This is a genomic window from Streptomyces sp. NPDC056169, from assembly GCF_042268445.1.
Classification (GTDB): Bacteria; Actinomycetota; Actinomycetes; order Streptomycetales; family Streptomycetaceae; genus Streptomyces.
In genome coordinates this window covers 207,058-226,544 of the sequence record NZ_JBHJUO010000002.1, presented here as the reverse complement: position 1 = coordinate 226,544, position 19,487 = coordinate 207,058, and the positions used below count along the sequence as shown (strand labels likewise).

18 protein-coding genes are annotated in these 19,487 nt (G+C 73.1%); 5 read left to right on the top strand and 13 right to left on the bottom strand.

All coding sequences use genetic code 11. The features are described from left to right. Positions 1-78: 78 nt before the first annotated feature. The 3 genes from ACFC0G_RS03585 to ACFC0G_RS03575 all read right to left on the bottom strand — a co-directional run bounded on the left by ACFC0G_RS03585 (position 79) and on the right by ACFC0G_RS03575 (position 3,972). Positions 79-771 carry an alpha/beta fold hydrolase gene (locus ACFC0G_RS03585; RefSeq protein ID WP_376396582.1) on the bottom strand — a complete coding sequence of 231 codons (693 nt, stop codon included), beginning with the start codon at positions 769-771 and terminating at the stop codon, positions 79-81. Between the two features lie 105 nt (positions 772-876). Further along, entirely contained in the window at positions 877-3,663 is a 2,787-nt protein-coding gene (locus ACFC0G_RS03580; RefSeq protein WP_376396579.1) for an AAA family ATPase, read from the bottom strand. Positions 3,664-3,819: 156 nt separating this feature from the next. Further along, a complete protein-coding gene (locus tag ACFC0G_RS03575; protein WP_376396577.1) occupies positions 3,820-3,972 on the bottom strand; it encodes a hypothetical protein in 153 nt (50 codons plus the stop codon). Between the two features lie 499 nt (positions 3,973-4,471). Here ACFC0G_RS03575 and ACFC0G_RS03570 point away from each other — a divergent pair, with 499 nt between their 5' ends. Together ACFC0G_RS03570 and ACFC0G_RS03565 are read left to right on the top strand one after the other, a co-directional pair. Continuing rightward, positions 4,472-5,968 (top strand): FUSC family protein, encoded by a 1,497-nt coding sequence (locus ACFC0G_RS03570; RefSeq protein WP_376397267.1) that lies wholly within the window; start codon positions 4,472-4,474, stop codon positions 5,966-5,968. 105 nt (positions 5,969-6,073) lie between these two features. Further along, positions 6,074-7,129 (top strand): lactonase family protein, encoded by a 1,056-nt coding sequence (locus tag ACFC0G_RS03565; RefSeq protein WP_376396574.1) that lies wholly within the window; start codon positions 6,074-6,076, stop codon positions 7,127-7,129. A gap of 113 nt (positions 7,130-7,242) precedes the next feature. Here ACFC0G_RS03565 and ACFC0G_RS03560 read toward each other — a convergent pair whose 3' ends face one another. Both ACFC0G_RS03560 and ACFC0G_RS03555 read right to left on the bottom strand, forming a co-directional pair. Then, positions 7,243-8,166 carry a sirohydrochlorin chelatase gene (locus ACFC0G_RS03560; RefSeq protein WP_376396571.1) on the bottom strand — a complete coding sequence of 308 codons (924 nt, stop codon included), beginning with the start codon at positions 8,164-8,166 and terminating at the stop codon, positions 7,243-7,245. Between the two features lie 69 nt (positions 8,167-8,235). Further along, positions 8,236-9,333 carry an N-acetylglucosamine kinase gene (locus tag ACFC0G_RS03555; protein ID WP_376396569.1) on the bottom strand — a complete coding sequence of 366 codons (1,098 nt, stop codon included), beginning with the start codon at positions 9,331-9,333 and terminating at the stop codon, positions 8,236-8,238. Between the two features lie 169 nt (positions 9,334-9,502). On the opposite strand from ACFC0G_RS03555, the gene ACFC0G_RS03550 reads away from it, so the two are divergent. Then, positions 9,503-10,180: a uracil-DNA glycosylase gene (locus tag ACFC0G_RS03550; protein WP_141293036.1), complete on the top strand. Its 678-nt coding sequence runs from the start codon at positions 9,503-9,505 to the stop codon at positions 10,178-10,180. 96 nt (positions 10,181-10,276) lie between these two features. Here the strand turns inward: ACFC0G_RS03550 and ACFC0G_RS03545 are convergent, their stop codons facing one another. From ACFC0G_RS03545 to ACFC0G_RS03535, 3 genes are all read right to left on the bottom strand, one after another. Further along, on the bottom strand, positions 10,277-10,819 hold the full coding sequence (locus ACFC0G_RS03545; RefSeq protein ID WP_376396566.1) for an RICIN domain-containing protein: 543 nt from the start codon (positions 10,817-10,819) through the stop codon (positions 10,277-10,279). 168 nt (positions 10,820-10,987) lie between these two features. Next, positions 10,988-12,070: a WD40/YVTN/BNR-like repeat-containing protein gene (locus tag ACFC0G_RS03540; RefSeq protein WP_376396563.1), complete on the bottom strand. Its 1,083-nt coding sequence runs from the start codon at positions 12,068-12,070 to the stop codon at positions 10,988-10,990. A gap of 183 nt (positions 12,071-12,253) precedes the next feature. Next, complete coding sequence (locus ACFC0G_RS03535) at positions 12,254-13,336, bottom strand: NADH:flavin oxidoreductase/NADH oxidase (protein ID WP_376396560.1); 1,083 nt, start codon at positions 13,334-13,336, stop codon at positions 12,254-12,256. Between the two features lie 125 nt (positions 13,337-13,461). Between ACFC0G_RS03535 and ACFC0G_RS03530 the strand changes: the two genes are divergently transcribed. Further along, on the top strand, positions 13,462-13,821 hold the full coding sequence (locus tag ACFC0G_RS03530; protein WP_376396557.1) for an ArsR/SmtB family transcription factor: 360 nt from the start codon (positions 13,462-13,464) through the stop codon (positions 13,819-13,821). A gap of 43 nt (positions 13,822-13,864) precedes the next feature. Here the strand turns inward: ACFC0G_RS03530 and ACFC0G_RS03525 are convergent, their stop codons facing one another. Further along, positions 13,865-14,515 (bottom strand): DUF305 domain-containing protein, encoded by a 651-nt coding sequence (locus ACFC0G_RS03525; protein WP_376396554.1) that lies wholly within the window; start codon positions 14,513-14,515, stop codon positions 13,865-13,867. A gap of 273 nt (positions 14,516-14,788) precedes the next feature. Here ACFC0G_RS03525 and ACFC0G_RS03520 point away from each other — a divergent pair, with 273 nt between their 5' ends. Further along, positions 14,789-16,219, top strand: coding sequence for an LVIVD repeat-containing protein (locus tag ACFC0G_RS03520; RefSeq protein ID WP_376397264.1), 1,431 nt, complete (start codon positions 14,789-14,791; stop codon positions 16,217-16,219). A gap of 48 nt (positions 16,220-16,267) precedes the next feature. On the opposite strand, the gene ACFC0G_RS03515 is transcribed toward ACFC0G_RS03520, so the two are convergent. The 4 genes from ACFC0G_RS03515 to ACFC0G_RS03500 form a co-directional block, all read right to left on the bottom strand. Then, positions 16,268-16,903, bottom strand: coding sequence for a TetR/AcrR family transcriptional regulator (locus ACFC0G_RS03515; protein ID WP_376396551.1), 636 nt, complete (start codon positions 16,901-16,903; stop codon positions 16,268-16,270). A 129-nt stretch (positions 16,904-17,032) separates the two neighbouring features. Continuing rightward, complete coding sequence (locus ACFC0G_RS03510) at positions 17,033-17,671, bottom strand: phosphatase PAP2 family protein (protein WP_376396548.1); 639 nt, start codon at positions 17,669-17,671, stop codon at positions 17,033-17,035. A gap of 178 nt (positions 17,672-17,849) precedes the next feature. After that, positions 17,850-18,785 (bottom strand): M56 family metallopeptidase, encoded by a 936-nt coding sequence (locus tag ACFC0G_RS03505; RefSeq protein ID WP_376396545.1) that lies wholly within the window; start codon positions 18,783-18,785, stop codon positions 17,850-17,852. Positions 18,786-18,914: 129 nt separating this feature from the next. Further along, positions 18,915-19,481 carry a DUF5134 domain-containing protein gene (locus tag ACFC0G_RS03500; RefSeq protein WP_376396543.1) on the bottom strand — a complete coding sequence of 189 codons (567 nt, stop codon included), beginning with the start codon at positions 19,479-19,481 and terminating at the stop codon, positions 18,915-18,917. Between the last annotated feature and the right edge of the window lie 6 nt (positions 19,482-19,487).

Below are 19,487 nucleotides of genomic sequence, written 5' to 3'. Positions count from 1 at the left end.
CGCAGGCCGGGCCACGGCGGTACGTGACCCGGGCATGGCCGTACGCGAGGCGGACGTGGCGGTGCGTTGCCCCCGGTCTCAGCGTTCGGCAGCCTGCTTGACGAGGTCGGCCACCGCGCCGGGGCGCGAGACGTAGACGGCGTGACTTCCGGGCACTTCGACGGTCTGGGCGCCGGTCCGCTCCGCCATGGCGCGCTGGGCGGGCGGGGGGATCATGCGGTCGTCGGCGGCCACCAGGTACCACGCCGGCTTCGTGCGCCAAGCGGGCCGGGACACGGCGCCGTTGAGGGCGTCGACGCCCCACGGGACCTGGGAATCGGCCATGAACGCGGCCAGGCCCGCCGGGACGTCCGCGGCGAACGAGGCGGCGAACTTGTCGCGGTCCAGGAACAGGAAGCCGTCCTGGGGCGGGAGGATGGGCGGCACGGGGGCGCTGGGCGGGGGATCGGCGATCAGGGTGCTGACCGACTCGCCCTTGTCGGGGGCGAAGGCCGCGATGTAGACGAGGTCGGTCACCTTCTCGTGGTTGCCGGCCTCGGTGATCACGACACCGCCGTAGGAGTGGCCGACGAGGACGGCCGGCCCGTCCAGGGAGTCGAGGACCTGACGGGTGGCGGAGACGTCGCCGTCGAGGGACAGCGTCGGGTTCTGGACGATGCTGACGCGGTACCCCTCCTGGCTCAGCTGCTCGTACACCCCCTGCCACCCGGAGCCGTCCACGAAGCCGCCGTGGACGAGCACGATGTTCTTGGGCCGGACGTTCTCGCTCATCACCATTCCTGCTTTCATCGGCTGGGTGAGGTCGTGCGAGAACGGTAGGAGCCGGGGAGGCGCGGTGGATTCCGTCATGTGACGTAGCCCGCGACAAAGACCCGTTCAGCCCTCCTCCAGCCGGCCGAGCGCGTCGCGCAGAGCAGCCCTGGAGGACACGCCGAGCTTGGGGAAGAGCTGGTACAGGTGAGTGGAGACGGTGCGCGGGGAAAGGAAGAGACGCTCACCGATCTCCTTGTTGGTGAAGCCCGCGGCGGCCAGCTTCGCGATCTCCGACTGCTGCGGCGTCAGCGGGGACCCGGAGCCGCCGGAGTCGTCCTCCCGGTGGCCGCCGGCGGCACGGAGTTCCTGGGCTGCCCGTCGGGTCCAAGGGTGTGCGCCCAGCTGCCCGAAGACGTCCCTCGCCGTCGCCAGGTGGTGCCGGGAGCGGGCGGCGGCTCTGCACCGACGCAGGTGTTCGCCGTAGGAGAGGTGGACGCGAGCGAGGTCGAAGGGCCAGCGCTCCGCCTCCGGAACCGTCAGGGCCTGCTCGAAGAGCGAGCTCGCGTCGCTGTCGGCGGCGAGGGCGTCCGCGGCGAGCAGCAGCATTCTCAGTCTCGGGGAGAGCGTGTCCAGCCCCGTGTCGCGGGCGGCGGCGACATGGGCTCGGGCCGCGCCGCGCCGACCGGTCCGCACGGCGGCTTCCGAGAGGTCCATGACCAGCCACACGGCGTGGGGGACGAAGGCGGGAAACTCACCGGCGGGGCTGACGATCACGGCCTGTCGGTACGCCTCCTCGAAGTCCCCCCGGCCGAGCGCTGACAAGGCGCGCGTGTGCGCGGCGTAGAAGCGCACCGCACCGGCTCGCCGCGGCCCGGCCCACCGGTCCATCTCGCCGGTCAGAGCGTTCGCGGTGGCGTGGTCACCTTGCATCGCGGCCCGGGCGGCGAGGAGGAATTTCCCCGGCCACGCCAGCATCGGGTAGCCGTGGTCCTCGCACATCGCGAGTCCCTCGTGGGCTGCTCTGTTCAGCTGCTCCCACTCACCGGTGAGCAGCGCGTGATTGGCCAGGAGGAAGAGCGCGTCGATCGCCGGCGCGACCGCTTCGCCCTTGCGCCCGGCCTCGACCACGCGCCGGAGCGCGTCGGCGCAGCCGCCGAGCCGGTCGACGTAGGCGGAGGAGATCCCGGTGCGGACGATCCGCAGCGGGTCGGACACGTGGGTGAGCTCGGCGACGGCCGTGTCGAGCCGCTCCAGGTCGTCGCGGGTGCATCGGGCCGGGTCGCCGAAGGTCGCCCGGGTGATGGCCGGCGCGCCGGGATCGCCGCCGAATCTCCCGAGCGCGGCGTCCAGCGGTTGCCACGGCTCGGGCCGGCCGCTGAAGAAGCAGATCAGGAGCAGCGTGTGGAGCGCCTCGGCCAGTACGGGATCGTCCGGGTCGTACGGCTCGGGCTGCAGGGCCACCGCCGCGCTGAGCAGCCGGTGGGCGGTGTCGACGTCCCCCGACCCGTTGAGGAGATAGGCGGAACTCGCCACGGCCGTGACGAGGGATCCGGGGCCGGGCGCCGCTCGTCGCGCGTGGTCGAGCAGCCTCGGGACCTCGTACAGGTCACCGGTGACGCTGGCGCCGACGTACGCCGCCTCCGCCAGTCTGCGGGCCCGCTGTTCGGCGTCGGGGCTGAGGTCCGCGGCGCGCAGCAGCGACGCGATGGCGATGGAGCCGTCGCCCCGGCGGCTCATGCTGCGCGCGGCACGTTCGAGGAGAGCGGCCACCGCCTCGTCCGGTGCCACGGTGGCCTCACCCAGATGCCAGGCCTGGCGCTCCGGCTGATCGCTCAGGGGGCGGGCGAGGGCGAGGTGCGCGTGGCGTCGCTGGTCGTGGGTGGAGAGGTCGACCACGGCCGAGCGGGTCAGCGGGTGACGGAACGCCAGGCGACCGGTGCGGTCGTCGACGCTGACCAGCTGGGCCCGTTCGGCCGGCCCGAGTTGTTTGAGGCTGCACCGGCCCTCGACGGCTCGCTCCAGGGCGTGAAGGTCGCCCGTGCCTTCGAGCGCGGCGAGCAGCAGCAGGTAGCGGGTGACCGCCGGGAGAGTGCCGATGCGTGAGGAGAACGCCGCCTGGAGACGGCTGCTCAGCGGCAGGTGCCCGGGGAGCGTTTCCGACGCCGTGCGCTGCGAGTCGGTGAGCGACACCGGGAGTTCGAGCAGCGCCAGGGGATTGCCCTGCGCCTCGGTGACGAGGCGTCGTCGGACCCGTGGGGCCAGGGCTGGGTAGCGGTCGACCAGCAGGGCGTCGGCGGCCCGGTCGTCGAGCGGGCGCAGAAGGTGGACCGCGAGGCCCGAGTGCTCGAAGAAGCCGCCCGCGCCGGGCCGTTCGGAGCCCAGCAGTCCGACCTTCGTACCGATGAGCCGACGGGCGGTGATTCCCAGAACCAGGGCGCTGGTGGGATCCATCCACTGCAGGTCGTCGAGGGTGATCAGCAGAGGGCGCTCGCCCGCCGTCCGTGCCAGCAGCGCCAGGAGCGCCCGCGCCACGGCTTCGTGAGGGGGCACGGGGCCCGCGCCTTGCCCCAGAACGACGGTGAGCACCTCCCGATGGGCCGGACCGAGTCCGCCCACCTCGCCGATCACCGGCTGGAGGAGCTGCTGGAGACCACTGAAGCTGGTCTGTGCTTCGAACTGGACTGCCGTCGCGCGCAAGGTGGGCACGCCCGCACCCTCCGCGCGGGACGCGGCTGCCGCGAGCAGCGCGGTCTTTCCCACCCCGGGGTCCCCGGAGATCAGCAGGGTGCCGCCGGCGGTGGACGCGCCGGCGAGGAAGGAGTCGACGCGTCGAAGGTCGGCCTCCCGGCCGACCAGCATCTCGCCGGCACTGTCAGGAACGCGCGAGTCGTAGCGGTGCGTAGGGGGCACGGAAGTCTCCTGCGGTCGAGGGGCGACACCGACAAGATGCGGTCCCGTCTCGGAAGTTCGATCCCCAGGTGTGGGCTGCGTCACGTCTTGAACGCGGAGTGTGTGCCGTGCGCCGGACGAGCTCGTCGCCCGACATGCCTGCGAGCGGGCCGCTCCTCAGCCCGTCGGGTCCGTGGCGCCGCCGCGCGCCACCGTCCAGGACGAGTGGGTGTTGACCTCGGCCACCGTGGCCTGGGCCAGCCTCTTGTAGCGGGTCGCGATCTCCTCGGCCTGCCCGGCGGGCAGCGCCCCGCCGTGGTCCGACGCCAATACGCAGCGCTGATGGCGGCCGTCACGAGCACTGATCGCACCGGGCGCGTCGTTCAGGGGCGCGGGGCGGCGAGCGCATGGGCCTGCGGAGGTTCCGGACCTGGACCGCTCACGTGCTGGCCGTCGTCTCGCCGTCGCGGCCAACCTCTTCGGGGATGCCCGGGTAGGGGCGCGCCTTCGGCGGCGAGGTGGCTCGGCCCGTCGCCGGTGTGCGGTGTGCGGGAAGCGTGGGCCAATGGCTCCGTCCGGTCACTCGCTGCGCTGTCGTGGTGGGCCAATGGCCCACTCCTTCGGCGGTGAGTTGAGCCGCTGCACCCCCTTCGGTCTATTCTTGTAGCCATCACACACTTTCGGCGCCGCGCAGCGCCGTCCGGCGACGAGGCCGGACCGGCCCGCGGTGCTTTCGTCGTGTCCGAGCCCCCACCACCCCCGGGGAGCCTCGCGCGCGGTGAGGAACAGATCAAGGGGGGCGGGATTGGCCGCCGTGCGGAAGTACTTCATGGCCCCGGATCCGGGGCTCGTCCGGCTCAGGGTCTCGCTGCGTGCCGTCCTCGGCATCGCGCTCGCGGTCGCCCTGGCCGAGCTGCTCGGCCTGTCCCTCGTCGCGTCCATCACCGCCGGCCTCGCAGCCCTGCTGGCGCTCTTCACCGTCGGCGACCCGACCGTGCGCCGCCAGGCGGTCACCACCGCCCTGCTGCCGGCCGTCGGCTTCCCGGTACTCGCGCTCGCGACCCTCCTGCACGACGCGCCTCTTCTGCGCGACGCGGCCTGGCTGCTCGTCGTCTTCGCCGGGGTGTACGCCCGCCGCTGGGGCCCGCGCGGGCACGCCCTCGGCATCTTCGCCTTCATGCAGTTCTTCGTGACCCAGTTCCTCCACGCCGTCCCCGCCCAGCTCCCCGAGCTGTACGCGGCGGTGACCCTCGCGCTCCTCGCCGCCGGAGCGGTCCGCTTCGGCGCCTGGTGCATCGAGCGGCGCGTCCCGCCGCCCGCCGCGCCCGCCCCGCTGCCGGGGACCGGGTTGGCCCGTCCCACCACCCGCCAGGCGTTCCAGGCCACCGCGGCCTGCGCCGTCGCCCTCGCCGCCGGCCAGCTGATCTCCCACGAGCGCTGGTACTGGGCCGTCGGCACCGCGTGGTGGATCTTCGTCAACACGGCCTCGCGCGGCGAGACGCTCGTCCGCGGCTTCCGCCGCGTCCTCGGCACCGTCACCGGCATCGCCGCCGGCCTCCTCGTCGCCGTACCCCTCGCCGGCGCGCCCGGCCCCACCGCCCTCCTCGTCGCCGTGTGCGTCTTCGGGATCTTCTACACCGCCCCGCTCTCGTACAGCTGGATGATGTTCTTTGTGACCGTCATGGCGGGGCTCCTCTACGGGCTGCTCGGTGTCCTGCACCCCGGACTGCTCGTCCTGCGCTTCCAGGAGACCGCCGTCGGCGCCATCGGTGCGGCGATCGGCGTGGCGTTGCTGCCGGTGACGACGCACGCCGCCACCAATGCCTGGATCGAACGGGCCGTGACCTGTGTCCACACCTGCACCACGGCAGCCGCCCGCCGGCTCGCGGGCGACCCCGTCGCCGACCCGGCGCCGCACGCCGCCGAGCTGGAGCTCCTGCTCGGCCGGGTCCGGCTCTCCCTCGCCCCGCTCGTGCATCCGCTGAGCCCCTTGCGCGCCCGCAAGGCCCGGGCCCGCCGGGTGCTCGCGCTCCTGGACGACTGCGCCCGCGAGATCAGGGGCCTCGCCCTCGTCGCGGCCGACCCCGACGCCTCCCACGACGCCCGGCTCGCGGCCGCGGCCTGGCGGGTCGAGGCCGCCGTCCACGCCCTCGTACCCCCGACGCGCCCCGTCCCGGCCTCCGGCGGACAAACCGCCGCGACACCGCGCCACCACCCCGGCGCCGAGGCGGCCCTCGGGCACCTGCACGGGCTGGAGCAGGCCCTCGTCGATCTGGCGGCGCCGCTGCGCTCCTCGCCGCGCGCCCCGCTCGTCCCGGCGGCCTGATCCCGCCCCGGGGCCACACCGGAACCGGCTGGTCTAGACCGCCTGCTACCGTCGACCGGACGACGGCCGGTCGTCCGTGACCGGCTCCGCGACAGGGGAGGCGCCATGGGCGACACAGGGGCGGTACAGGGCCGGAGCGGGCTGCGGGCGTACATCGGGTCGTTCACGTCGGTGGGCGGTCTCGGCGTCCTCGCCGCCGACGTCGACCCGGAGACGGGTGCGCTGACCGTCACCGGCGCCTCCGACGGCGTCGCCGATCCCTCGTTCCTCGCTCTCGCCGGCCACGTGCTCCACGCGGTCTCCGAGACCGAGCCGGGCGCCGTCGCCGCCTTCGACGTCACCGGGCCCGTACCCCGGCCGCTCGGCGAACCCGTCCCCGTCGACGGCGCCGGCCCCACCCATCTCGCCCTCGCCGCCGGGCACCTCCTCACCGCCAACTACACCTCCGGCAGCGTCACCGTCCTGCCGCTGGGCGCGGACGGCACCCCCCGCCCCGCCACGGCCGTCCTGCGCCACGAGGGCAGCGGCGACGTCCCCGAGCGCCAGAGCGGCCCCCACGCCCACCAGGTGCTCCCCGACCCCTCAGGCCGCTGGATCGTCAGCGTGGACCTCGGGACCGACTCCATACGGATCTGCGCCCTCGATCCCGCGACCGGCGCACTCACCCTCCACGGCGAGACCGCGCTGCGCCCCGGCACCGGCCCGCGCCACCTCGCCTTCCACCCCTCGGGCACCCACGCCTACGTCCTGAACGAGCTGGAGCCCACCCTCACCGTCTGCCGCTGGGACGCCGGGGCGGGCGTCCTCGAACCGCTCGGCGAGACCCCCGTCGTCCCCGAGGGCACCACGGGCCCCAGCTACCCGTCCGGGGTCGTCGTGGCCCCCGACGGCCGCTTCCTGTGGGCCGCCGTCCGCGGCGACGACACCCTCGCCGTCCTCGCCCTCGACCCGGACGGCGCGAAGGCCGACCTGGTCGCCACCGTGCCCTGCGGTGGCGCCTGGCCCCGCGACCTCACCCTCGACCCCTCCGGGCGGCGGCTGTACGCGGCCAACGAGCGCTCCGGAGACGTCACCTGGTTCGACCTCGACCCCGAAACCGGCGTCCCCGTCCGGGCCGGCGCGATCGAGGCCCCGGCGGCCTCCTGCGTCGTCTTCGGCTGAGCCGGAGGCCAGGGCGGATCCGAGGTCGGATACGAGGCCGGATCAGAGCCCGCCACGCCAGAAGGGCCCGCGCCGGATGCCTCCGGTGCGGGCCCTTCTCGCTACGGCACGTCTCAGAGCGTCGGCGCGCCCTGCGGCTGCTGCGGCGGGATGCCCAGCGCCGCCGTGTACTGCGAGAGCACCAGCTTGCCGATCGCCGGGTAGGCACCCAGCGGCTCGGCCGCGGCGCACCCGGCCTCCTTCGAGGCCTCGTCGAGCAGGCCCTCGGCCAGCTCGGGGCCGATCAGGTACGGCGCGAGGGCCAGCTGGACCGAACCCGAGGCGCGCAGCTGCTCGGCGATGGAGGTGATCGAACCCTCCTGGTCGAGCGCGGCGGCCATCACCGGCACCGCGAGGCGCGCGGCGAGCAGCATGCCGGTGATCCCGGCGGCCTGCACGGCCTCCTCGCCGCCGACCGTGGCCAGGATGATGCCGTCGGCGGCCGTCGCGACCGTGAACAGCCGGGCGCGGTCGGCGCGGGCGAGCCCCGCCTCGGACAGGCGCACGTGCAGCGCCTCGGCGAGCAGCGGGTGCGGACCGAGCACCTCGGTCAGCTCGGCGGTGTTGCCGCTGTCCATGAGGGCCTGGCGGACCTGGCGCATCAGGGCGCTGTCCGGGCCCGCGAGCAGCGGGACCACGACCGCGGCGGGACCCGTCGGGGCGGTGACCTCACGGCCCGCCGCCACGGCCAGCTCGTAGCGCTGGGTGCGCAGCACCTCGACCGAGGCGAGCACGGTCGCGAGCGCGGGGTACTCGGTGTCGTCGCCGTCCAGGAAACCGATCACGGCCTCCAGGCCGGGCAGCTCCGAGCGGGCGATGCTCACGACCTCTTCGGCCAGTGAGCGTATGGCGGCCGACGGCACACCGGGAACGGCGAGAACCAGTGCGGGAGCGCCCTCGGGCGCCGCCGCGGGTTCGGGGCGACGGTGCCGCCCGGACTGGCGGGGTCGAGGCATTCGTACAGGCAGGCCGGAAGCAGGCCCAGTGGGGGAGCTCATGGCGCCGCATGCTACTGGTTTCGTCGGCCACGCTGTTCGGTGAGGTGCGATCGCGCGCCGTCTGTCCCCCTATGTCCGGTCTCCGTGCCCGCTTCCGGACTCGTCCGGCGCCTCCGCACCACCCCCGACCTGGGCGGATGCCGCCGCCTCCGCCGCCGCGTCGCCGAACAGGCGGAGCAGCGACGGGTCCTCCGGCAGCCTCAGGATGCCCGTGGCGAGGGCCGAGGCGAGGGTGACCGCCCCGGCCAGCGGATCGCCCGCCGGCGCCACCGTCCGGGCGTGCGGGATCCGCTCCCCGAGCGCCGCCCGCAGGGGTACGAGGAGGGGGTCGCCCATCTTGAAGAGACCGCCCGTCAGGGCGACCAGGGCCCCGGGGTCCGCCGGGCACACGGCCTCGGCGGCGTCCGCGACGTGCCCCGCCGCCCGGGCGAGGACGTCCGCCGCGACCGGGTCCCCGGCGGCGCACTCCCCCACCTCCGGGGCGAAGGAGGCGAGCACGGCCGGCCGGTCGGTACGGGGGTAGAGCACGCCCGGCAGGCCGGCGATCGGACCGAACAGCTTCTCGGCCCGGGCCAGGAGCGCCGCCGAACCGCCGCGCCGCCCGTCGTGGGCGCGCATCGCCGCCTCCAGGCCGGCCCGGCCGATCCAGGCACCGCTGCCGCAGTCGCCGAGGAGGTGCCCCCAGCCGTCGGCGCGGCGCCAGGACACCAGATCCGTACCGAGCGCGATCATTCCCGTGCCGCCCGCGACGACCGCGCCGGGCCGCTGTCCGAGCGCCCCCGCGTACGCGGTGACGGCGTCCGCCGCGAGCGCGAGCCGCCGCACGCCCCACGCCTCGGCGAAGGCACCGGGCAGCTCGGCCCGCAGCTCGTCCCCGAGCGTCGCCATCCCGGCGGCGCCCACGGCCACGGCGAGGACCGGCCGCGAGCCGAGGGAGTCCGGCACGGCGCGTTCCCGCAGGGCGTGGACGGCCGGCAGGACCTGCTCCAGGAAATGGGCGGCGGAGATCCCGCCGGGCCCGGTCCTGACCGGTTCCCGGGAGGCGAGGGTGTCGAGGACCGTGCCGCTCGTCGCCTCGGCCAGGGCGATCCGCAGCCCGGAGCCGCCCGAGTCCACGCCGACGACCAGCCCTTGCGCGGCCTCTGAAGGGTCGTTCACGGAATCCACGGTGCACCGTCCTGGCGTGAAGGGGACAAGGGAACAAGGGGACAAGGGCAAGGGGACGAAGGGCAGGGGAGTGGCGGGAGTCTAGGGCCTGTCCGCCGGAGAAGGTCCAGGGGCGTCCCGCCGATCGGCCGGACCGGGGTGTCACTGTAGGCCGGTAGAGTGACGGACCGTGACAGCGCGACCCTTGAACGAATTGGTGGAGCCCGGCTGGGCGGAGGCTCTGAGCCCCGTCGCGGGACGTGTGGCGGAGATGGGCGACTTCCTGCGCGCGGAGATCGCCGCGGGCCGGACGTACCTGCCGTCCGGACCGAACGTCCTGCGGGCGTTCCAGCAGCCCTTCGACGACGTGCGCGTCCTGATCGTGGGTCAGGACCCCTACCCGACACCGGGGATGGCGATCGGCCTCAGCTTCGCGGTCGCGCCCGAGATCCGCTCCCTGCCGGGCAGCCTGGAGAACATCTACCGCGAGCTGAACACCGACCTCGGTCTGCCCCGGCCGTCGAACGGCGACCTGACCCCCTGGACCCGTCAGGGCGTCCTGCTCCTGAACAGGGCCCTGACCACGGCCCCGCGCAAGCCGGCCGCCCACCGGGGCAAGGGCTGGGAAGAGGTGACCGAGCAGGCGATCCGCGCCCTGGCCGCCCGGGGCAAGCCCCTGGTGTCCATCCTGTGGGGCAGGGACGCCCGCAACGCGCGGCCGCTCCTCGGGAACCTCCCGGCGATCGAGTCGGCGCACCCGTCCCCGATGTCCGCGGACCGCGGCTTCTTCGGCTCCCGCCCCTTCAGCCGCGCCAACGAACTCCTCCTGGAGCAAGGCGCCCAGCCCGTGGACTGGCGCCTGCCCTGACCTGCGGGCCCAGGTCGGCCCCGGCCGGGGGTGCCGGGCGGCCCCGACCGGCCGCGGGCGACCGCCCGACGCCCGGATCGGGGCCCGCGCGGCGGCTTACGCGAAGGTGAAGTTGAACGTCTGGTTGGCGCCGTAGTGGCAGTCCCACAGGCGCGCCCTGGCGCCCGCGCTCTGGCTCCAGTCCTCGATCTCCAGGCACTTGTTGGTGGCGTACTCGAACGACGTGTAGATCAGGCCCGAGTTGCCGTACCAGGTCTGGTTGGCCCCGTAGTGGCAGTCCCACTGGTTGGCGGTCGCGCCGTTGTTCGTCGCCCAGCCGCCGATCTCCAGGCACTTGCCGCTGTACGCGTTCATGTACCAGTAGGGCCCGGTGGACTGGCCCTCGTTGTAGACCTTGTGCCACTTCTGGTTGGGCTGGCCGGTGCACGGCCACTGGCGTACCGCCGCGCCGTCCGCCCGGCTCCAGTCGGCGACCTCCAGGCACATGCCCGGAGCGTGCTGCGGGCTGATCGTGTACGTGAAGTCGTAGGTCTTCGAGGCGGCCTGGGCCGGTGCGGCGGTGACGCCGAAGACGAGGCCGAGGGCGGCGGCGATGACGAGCAGACCGCGCCGCGCGCGGAGGAGGGGACTGGGCTTCATGGTCCTCTGCAATCAGACAAGGACCCGACCGGTGGCCGGGAATCGCCGCACATCGTCGCATGAGTGTGCGAGTCAATTCGCCTTCGTGTACCGCTGGTTGAGACGGCCACCCGTCGCCCGTCCGGCGAACCGGACGGAAGGTCGTCCTCCGCTACGAGGCCGGAGTGCTCAGATCACCGCCGCTCTGACGCAGAGCACGTCCGGCAGGTGCTCCGCCAGGAGCCGCCAGCTGTCGCCGTCGTCGGCGCTCGCGTACACCTCGCCGTTCCGGTTGCCGAAGTAGACGCCCGCCGGGTCCGCGTCGTCCGTGCAGAGCGCGTCCCGCAGCACCGTGCCGTAGTGGTCGCTCTCGGGCAGTCCCCGGGTCAGGGGTTCCCAGGTGGATCCGGCGTCGCTCGTGCGGTAGACCCGGCAGCGGCGGCCTGCCGGGACGCGGTCGGAGTCCGCCGTGATGGGGAAGACGTAGGCCGTGTCCGGGCGGTGCGGGTGGGCGGCGACCGCGAAGCCGAAGTCGGAGGGGAGGCCGGCGCCGATGTCGGACCAGTTGTGGCCCGCGTCGTCGCTGCGGAACACGCCCCAGTGGTTCTGGAGGTACAGCCGGTCCTTGTCGCCCGCGTCCTGGGCGATCTTGTGGACGCACTGCCCGAACTCGGGGTTCGGGTCGGGCAGGAAGACCGCGGACACTCCGTGGTTGGACGGCTCCCACGCGGCCCCGCCGTCCCGGGAGCGGAACACGCCCGCGGTCGACACCGCGACCGTGAGCGCGTCCGGATCGCGGGGGTCGGTGACGACGGTGTGGACGGCCTCGCCGCCTCCGCCGGGCACCCAGCGGGAGCGGGTGGGGTGCTCCCAGAGCGGGCGCACGAGGTCGAAGGACTCCCCGCCGTCCGCCGAGCGGAACAGCGCCGCCGGCTCCGTCCCCGCGTACACGACGTCGGGAGAGTGCCCGGGTGCCGGGTGCAGCTGCCAGACGCGCTCCAGGGAGGCGCCGGTGTCCTCGGGGAACTTCACCGCCGGCCGTGCGGGCTCGGTCCAGCTCTTGCCGAGGTCGTCGGAGTGGAAGACGGACGGCCCCCAGTGGGCGCTGTCCCCGCCCACGAGCAGGCGCGGGTTCGGCCGCCGGGTGTCGATCGCGACCGAGTAGACCGCCTGCGCGGGGAAGGCCGGATCGTCGAACTCCCATCGGCCGTCGTGCCGGTGGCCGATGAAGAGCCCCTTGCGGGTGCCTACGGTGAGGAGTACGTCGGGCATGGCTGCTGCTACCTCCAGGACGCCGTTGTCGCGGATACGGGCCAGTCTGCACCCGGCCACTGACAACGGCCCCCGGACACACCTACGGCCCCCCGGAGACGCGCCCCGGAGACGCGAGCAGCCCCCGGGGAGGGCCGCCCCGTGGCACGTCCGCCGCCCCCCGGAGACGCCGCCCCGTACCCCTCAGATCGCCCAGGCGTACTGCGCCGGGGCGTGGGTCTCCGCGCCGAGTTCGCGGGCCGCGCGGCGGGGCCAGGAGGCGTCGCGGAGCAGCTCGCGGCCGAGGAGGACCGCGTCGGCCTCGCCGTTGGCGAGGATCTTCTCGGCCTGGTCGCTCTCGGTGATGAGGCCGACGGCGGCCACCGGCAGCCCGGTCTCCGCCCTGACCCGGGCGGCGAAGGGCACCTGGTAGCCCGGGCCCACGGGGATCTGCGCCGGCCCGCCGTTTCCGCCGCTGGAGACGTCGAGCAGGTCGACGCCGTGCTCGCGGAGCAGCGCGGCGAACCGTACGGTCTCGTCGGCCGTCCAGCCCTGCTCCTCCAGCCAGTCGGTGGCGGAGATCCGGAAGAACACGGGCAGTTCCTCGGGCCAGACGGACCGCACCGCGTCGACGACCTCCAGCGCGAGCCGGGTCCGGTTCTCGAAGGAGCCGCCGTACTCGTCCGTGCGGTGGTTGCTGTGGGGGGAGAGGAACTCGCCGATGAGGTAGCCGTGGGCGCCGTGCACCTCGACGACCTCGAAGCCGGCGTCCAGCGCGCGGCGGGCCGCGTCGGCGAACTGGCCGGTGATCTCGCGGATCCGCTCGACGGTCAGCTCGGTCGGCACCGGGTACCCCTCGTCGAAGGCGACCGGGCTGGGGCCGACGGGCTGCCAGCCGGGCCCGCCCGGCGCGACGGGACCGCGGCCCTGCCAGGGGCGGTTGGTCGAGGCCTTGCGCCCGGCGTGACCGATCTGGATGCCGGGCACGGTGCCGTGCTCCTTGAGGAAGCCGGCGATCCGGCGCAGCCCCTCCACCTGGGTGTCGTTCCACAGGCCGAGGTCCGCCGGGCTGATCCGGCCCTCGGGGGCGACGGCCGTCGCCTCGACGAGGATGAGCCCCGCGCCGCCGGTGGCGCGGGAGCCGTAGTGGGCGAAGTGCCAGTCGCCCGCCACACCGGCGTTCGGCCCGGTCATCTCGGCCGAGTACTGGCACATGGGCGCCATCCAGACCCGGTTGGGCACGGTCAGCGAACGCAGGGTGTAGGGCTGGAACAGGGCGACGCTCATGACGGGACTCCGTTTCGGGACGGCCTCGAAGGATGCTCGTACGATACTCGTCGTAGTACGGCATCTGTCAAACTACGAGAGCTCTCGTACAATGAGGGTCACCCGGATGAAGTGGAGCCGCCGTCATGACGACCGCCACCAGCCCTCGCGCCCTTGAACACCCCCCGCGGGACCAGATCAGCCTCGAAGGGGTGCTCCACGCGCTCTCGGACGCCGTACGGCTGCGCATCGTGCGGGATCTGGCGCGCGAGGGCGAGGCGCTGAGCTGCTCGTACTTCGACCTCCCGGTGACCAAGTCCACCACCACGCACCACTTCCGCGTCCTGCGCGAGAGCGGCGTCATCGAGCAGACGTACCGGGGCACGGCGAAGCTCAACGCCCTGCGCGCGGACGACCTCGAGGTCCTCTTCCCCGGCCTGCTGACCACCGTCCTGACGGCGGCCGAGGCGCAGGCCGGCCGTCAGGGCGCTGTCGAAGAGGTGTGACCCGGGCGGGCACCCCGGGCGACCCGGGTGCCCGCCGGTCGCCCTACAGCGACCGCATGCGGTTGATCTCCGAGGTCTGCTGGGCGATCACGTCGTTGGCCATCTCCTCCACCAGGACGTTGTTGCCCTCGCTCAGCACCTCGGCCGCCATAGTGATGGCGCCCTCGTGGTGCGTGATCATGAGCTTCAGGAACAGCTCGTCGAAGGCCGCGCCCTTCGCGTTCCTCAGCTCCTTCAGCTGGTCCTCGGTCGCCATGCCCGGCATCGAGTGATGGTCGTGGCCGCTCTGTTCGCGCGGCCCGCCGTTGTTCTTCAGCCAGCCTTCCATCGCGCCGATCTCCGGCTGCTGCGCCGCCGAGATTCGCTCGGCCACCTTCTTGACCTGCGGGGATCCCGCCCGCTGCGGGGCGAGGGCCGTCATGGTCAGGGCCTGGCGATGGTGGACGATCATCATCTGCGCGTACCGGAAGTCGGCGCTGTTCGGGCTCTCGTCGGGGAGGAGCCGGGCGGCCTCCTCCGGCGATATCCGTCGGGCCGGCTCGCCGGGCTTCCCCGGTGCCACCACCGAGCCCCCGGCCGAGGCCTTGGACTGCGGCGCGTCCGTGCCTGACCCCGACTCGCAGGCGCCCAGGGCGAGTACGGCGGCGGCGGACAGGGCCACGGTGACGACGGCACGCTGACGGCGGATCAACAACGCGACCTCCAGATGTTCTTGCGGGGACAGTTGACCGTTCCTAGCACTTTTCTCGAGTGGAGCGATCAAAAAGCTTCATTACGTCTGTGTTGCCATCTGTTGAGATGTGCACGCCACGGACCATACTGCCGGGGTCCAACATCCGTTCAAGGCTGAACGGATACCAGCGAGGACGGAGTGACTTCGTTGCGATTCCCGCGTACCCCGCGTACCCCGCGTGCACGGATCAGACGCCTGGGCGTGGCATCCGCCGCGGCCGGACTGCTGGCCACGATGCTGGCGGCCGGCCCGTCGGTCGCCACCCCCGACCCCGGAGACGCCCTCAACCAGAGCACCGTCTCCACGGAGCAGGCGGCCGAGGCGCGTTCCGCCATCCAGAGCGGTGACATACCCGGCGTGGACGAGATCGTCCACAGCCCGAACATCGAGCACCTCGCCAACATCCCCAAGGACGCTCTCCAGAGCCTCAACACGGACCTCGCCTTCCAGGGCAAGTACGCCTTCGCGGGCAACTACGACGGTTTCCGGATCTTCGACATCAGCAACCCGAAGGCCCCGAAGACCGTCGCCCAGGTCCTCTGCCCCGGCTCCCAGAACGACATCTCGGTCTCCGGGAACCTGCTCTTCCTCTCCACCGACTCCTCCCGAAGCGACAACTCCTGCGCCAGCACGACGCAGCCCGCCTCGGTGAAGGAATCCTGGGAGGGCATGAAGATCTTCGACATCAGCGACATCAGGAACCCGAAGTACGTCGCCGCCGTCGAGACCGCCTGCGGCTCGCACACCCACACGATCCTGCCCAAGGGCAAGAACGTGTACGTGTACGTCTCCTCGTACTCGCCGAACGCCGCCTTCCCGGACTGCCAGCCTCCGCACGACGGCATCTCGGTCATCAAGGTGCCCCGCAAGGCGCCCGAGAAGGCCGCGATCGTCAACTTCCCCGTCCTCTTCCCGGGCGAGGGCCCGGACGGCGGCGGCAACCCGGGCGGACCCACCAACCCGGGCGTCTCCAAGACCACCGGCTGCCACGACATCACCGTGCTGCCGGAGAAGGACCTCGCCGCCGGCGCCTGCATGGGTGACGGCATCCTCTTCGACATCGAGGACCCCGAGCACCCGCGGGTGATCGACCAGGTCCAGGACAACGTCAACTTCGCGTTCTGGCACTCGGCGACCTTCAACCAGAAGGCGAACAAGGTCGTCTTCACCGACGAGCTCGGTGGCGGCGGCGCCGCCACCTGCAACGCCGTGGTCGGCCCGAACCGGGGCGCCGACGGCATCTACGACATCGTCGGCAAGGGCGACAAGCGCAAGCTCGTCTTCCGCAGCTACTTCAAGATCCCGCGCCACCAGGCCGACACCGAGAACTGCGTCGCCCACAACGGCTCGCTCATCCCGGTCAAGGGCAAGGACCTCATGGTCCAGGCCTGGTACCAGGGCGGCGTCTCCATCTGGGACTTCACCGACTCGTCCAAGCCGAAGGAGATCGGCTACTTCGAGCGCGGCCCGGTGTCCGCCACCACGATCGCCACGGGCGGCTCGTGGTCCGCGTACTACTACAACGGCCACATCTACTCGAACGACATCGCCAAGGGCTTCGACGTCCTGAAGCTCTCCGACCGTCGTACGGACCCCGCGAAGCGGATCCGCATGGACGAGCTCAACGTCCAGACGCAGCCGGACTACTTCGACTTCGACGACTGAGATGACTGAGACGACCGGGACGACCGATCGGACGACCGGCTCGACTAGCTACTGATCGAGCCGTGCGACCGGCGCGCCGTCGGGCGGACCCCCGTCCGGCGGCGCGCCCTGCTCCCAGTCCAGCCCGAACCGCTGGAAGAGCTCCCACCGCAGCCGTGCCATCGGCATCGGCGCCCCCGGCAGCAGCACCGCCACCACCGCGCCCATCAACAGCGCGCGCAGCAGCGGATAGTCGGTGTCCACGTCCTCGGAGCCGTACCGCGTGACCGTGTCCCGCAGCAGGAAGGCGAGGCGCTGCTGCTCCGGGCACTGCACGAAACCCTCGGCCTGGAGTATTCCCGCCATGTGGGTCCGCATCAGGGTGGGCCGTGCCACCGCGAGCCCCAGGATCGCGTCGATCGCCCGCGCCAGCCGCTCCCGGCCGTCCTCCGTGTGCGGCTCGCGCTCCAGCGCCTCCTCCAGCGTCAGGTGCATCAGCCGGTGCACCGCCGACTGCAGCAGCTGCCGCTTCCCCGGGAAGTAGTACGAGATGAGTCCGCGCGCCGTGCCGGCCCGCTCCGCTATGTCGCCGAGCGTGGTCGCCTCGTAGCCGTGCGTCGACACCAGGTCCACCGTGGCCTGCAGAATCCGCTCACGTGAGCGGCGTCTGAGCTCTTCATTGACCGATGGGCTACGCGGGGACATGCTTGGCTCCTGCGTTGACTGGCTGCCGGCCAATATACTCAGCGCATCCCTTCGGCGCGCCCCCGTGGCAGGCCGTCGGGGAGGCCGTCTGTTCTGGGCGACACGGGGGATCGTCCAGAACAGGCGGCTTCATCGCGTTTCTCCCATTCTCCTCCCCGCACCGCGGTACGTGAGAACGGCGACGGCCACGCAGCACCAGCCGAGCAGCCAGCCGCCGAGCACGTCCGAAGGCCAGTGCACGCCCAGGTAGACCCGCGTCCAGCCGACGCCGAGCACCGACACGACCGCGGCGCTCGCGAGGACGCCCCAGCCGCGCCACTCCGCCCGCCAGTGCAGCGCGAGCACCCACAGGAGCAGCCCGCAGGTCACCGTCGCCGTCATCGCGTGCCCGGAGGGGAAGGCCGAGTACCGCGCGGAGTCGACCGGGTCGGACCACTCGGGGCGCTCCCGCCCCACCAGGTACTTCAGTCCCTGCTGGAGTCCGACCGCGACGAAGCTCGTGCCGGCCACCCACAGGGCGAGCATCCGCTCCCGTCGCCACCACAGCAGCACCACCGTCACCGCGGCCAGGGCGCGCATCGTCCATGGATCCCACACCCAGTCACTGAGGAAGCGGTTGAGGCCGGTGAGGCCCGGTCGGGCGACGGCGACGCGGTGCAACTCCTCGGCGACCGACCGGTCGAAGGAGAGCAGGGGCGACCACCCCGTGACGACGAGCACGAGGAGGACGGCGAACAGGACTCCGGAGACCACGGCGGAGGAGCGCATGCGCCGATCCTGCCCGACGCCCCGCCCCCGACCGTGATCCGCCCCTCGCAGAGCGCCGATCCGGAGCGCCGTTTCGAGCGATTCGCCCGGCGCGGAGCGCCGATTAGCCCGGAATTGAGCGCCGATCCGCCTGGCACGGAGCGCCGATCCGCCTCGCACGAAGCGCCGGTCCGTCCCGCTATCCCAGCGCGGTCAGCGCGGGGACGAAGGCCACGAGGACCGGGATCACGGGGACCAGGGACGCGACGGCGGTCAGCCGCAGCCGGCGCCCCGCCGTGAGCCGCGGGGCCGCGGTGAGGAGCCGGTGCACCCGCTGCGGCAGATCCGCGTCCGGTGCCGGGCCGGGGCCGAACACGCCCCGGTCCTCGTTCAGTTCGACGAGGGCCAGGGCGATCGTCAGCCGACCGAACCGGCGCGAGGCCACGTCGTCGGCGGCCAGCTCCACCAGCCGGTGCATCTCCTCGCGGAAGGCCGCGAAGACCGGGATCCCCGGAAAGCCGCCGGCGAGCGCGGCCGAGCAGTGCAGCAGCCAGTCGTGCCGGGCCCGGGCGTGGCCCTGCTCGTGCGCCAGGACCGCGTCCAGCTGCCGGCCCTTCAGGCGCCGCAGCGCGGCCGTGGTGATGACGAGACGGGGCGTGGTCCCCGCCATCCACCAGGCGTCCGCCCGCTCGCCCTCCAGGACGACGAGCCGCTCGCTGCCCGGCTCCTCCCCGGGCAGCAGGGGGGCGCGGACGAGGAGATCGCAGCGGCGCTGCCTGCGCCGGGCGCGCGCCTGGCCGATCTCCCGGCCGAGCATCGCCCCGGACCAGACGCCGCCACAGGCCAGGGCGACCGCGAGGACCCCCGACCACGGGCCGGTCGTGCCGAGTTCGTACGCGTCGACCACCGCGCGCGGTGCGGGCGCGAAGAGTTGACCCCGTACCGCCTGCCAGGCCGCCGACGCGCTGAACGTCATGGACAGCGCGAAGCTCAGCAGTACCGCCGCCACCACGCACTGCCACACCCAGAGCGCGACCACGGGTTCTCGCTCCACCCAGTCCGCCCGGGCCAGCAGCCGGGGGGCCGCGAGGGCGGTCAGGACGCCGAGCAGCAGCAGCGCGAGGGAGACCCACATGACCGTCACCCTATGAGCGCGGTACTGGTCGGGGGTATGGCCCCGGACGCCAAGTGACGTACGACACGGTTTCGTTGCGCCGATCCCCGGCCCGGCCTGGCCGGGGATCGCCCTGTCGGGGCGATCCGGTCAGAGCGTCACCAGCATCGCGACCATCGCCAGGGCCATCGAGAGCCGGCACGCGAGGGTGAGCTCGGGCCGGGTCGCCCAGGCCGGCCCAGGGCCGCCCGCCGTCGCCACCGCCGCCGGTGCGAGCCGCGCGCCCGCGCGCAGCACGTACACCGTGTAGTAGAGGAGCAGCCCGCCCGTCAGGACGGGTATGCCGCCCGCCGTCCCCACGGCGTGCCCCGTGTGCGCCCCCTGCGCGGCGGGGGAGGTCATCGCCACCGCCATGTAGAGCATCGCGAGCGAGCCGACGAGGTGGTGCAGATGGTGTCCGCCGCGCCGGGCCGCCTCCGCCAGGCCGAGCAGCGCCGTCCCGCCGAACACCGCCGCGTACACCGCCCAGCTCCAGCCCGGCTGGGTCACCACCGCCGCGGGCAGCGCCATGACCGCCATGCCGAAGCCCATCAGCGCCTCGCCGCCCGCGGCCCGCCGCTCCTCCCCTTCGCACGCGCGCATCCGCAGCAGGCAGTACGTGCCCGTCGCCGCGCAGAGCACGACCAGCAACCACCCCGACAGGGTCGCTCCGTGCACAGCACA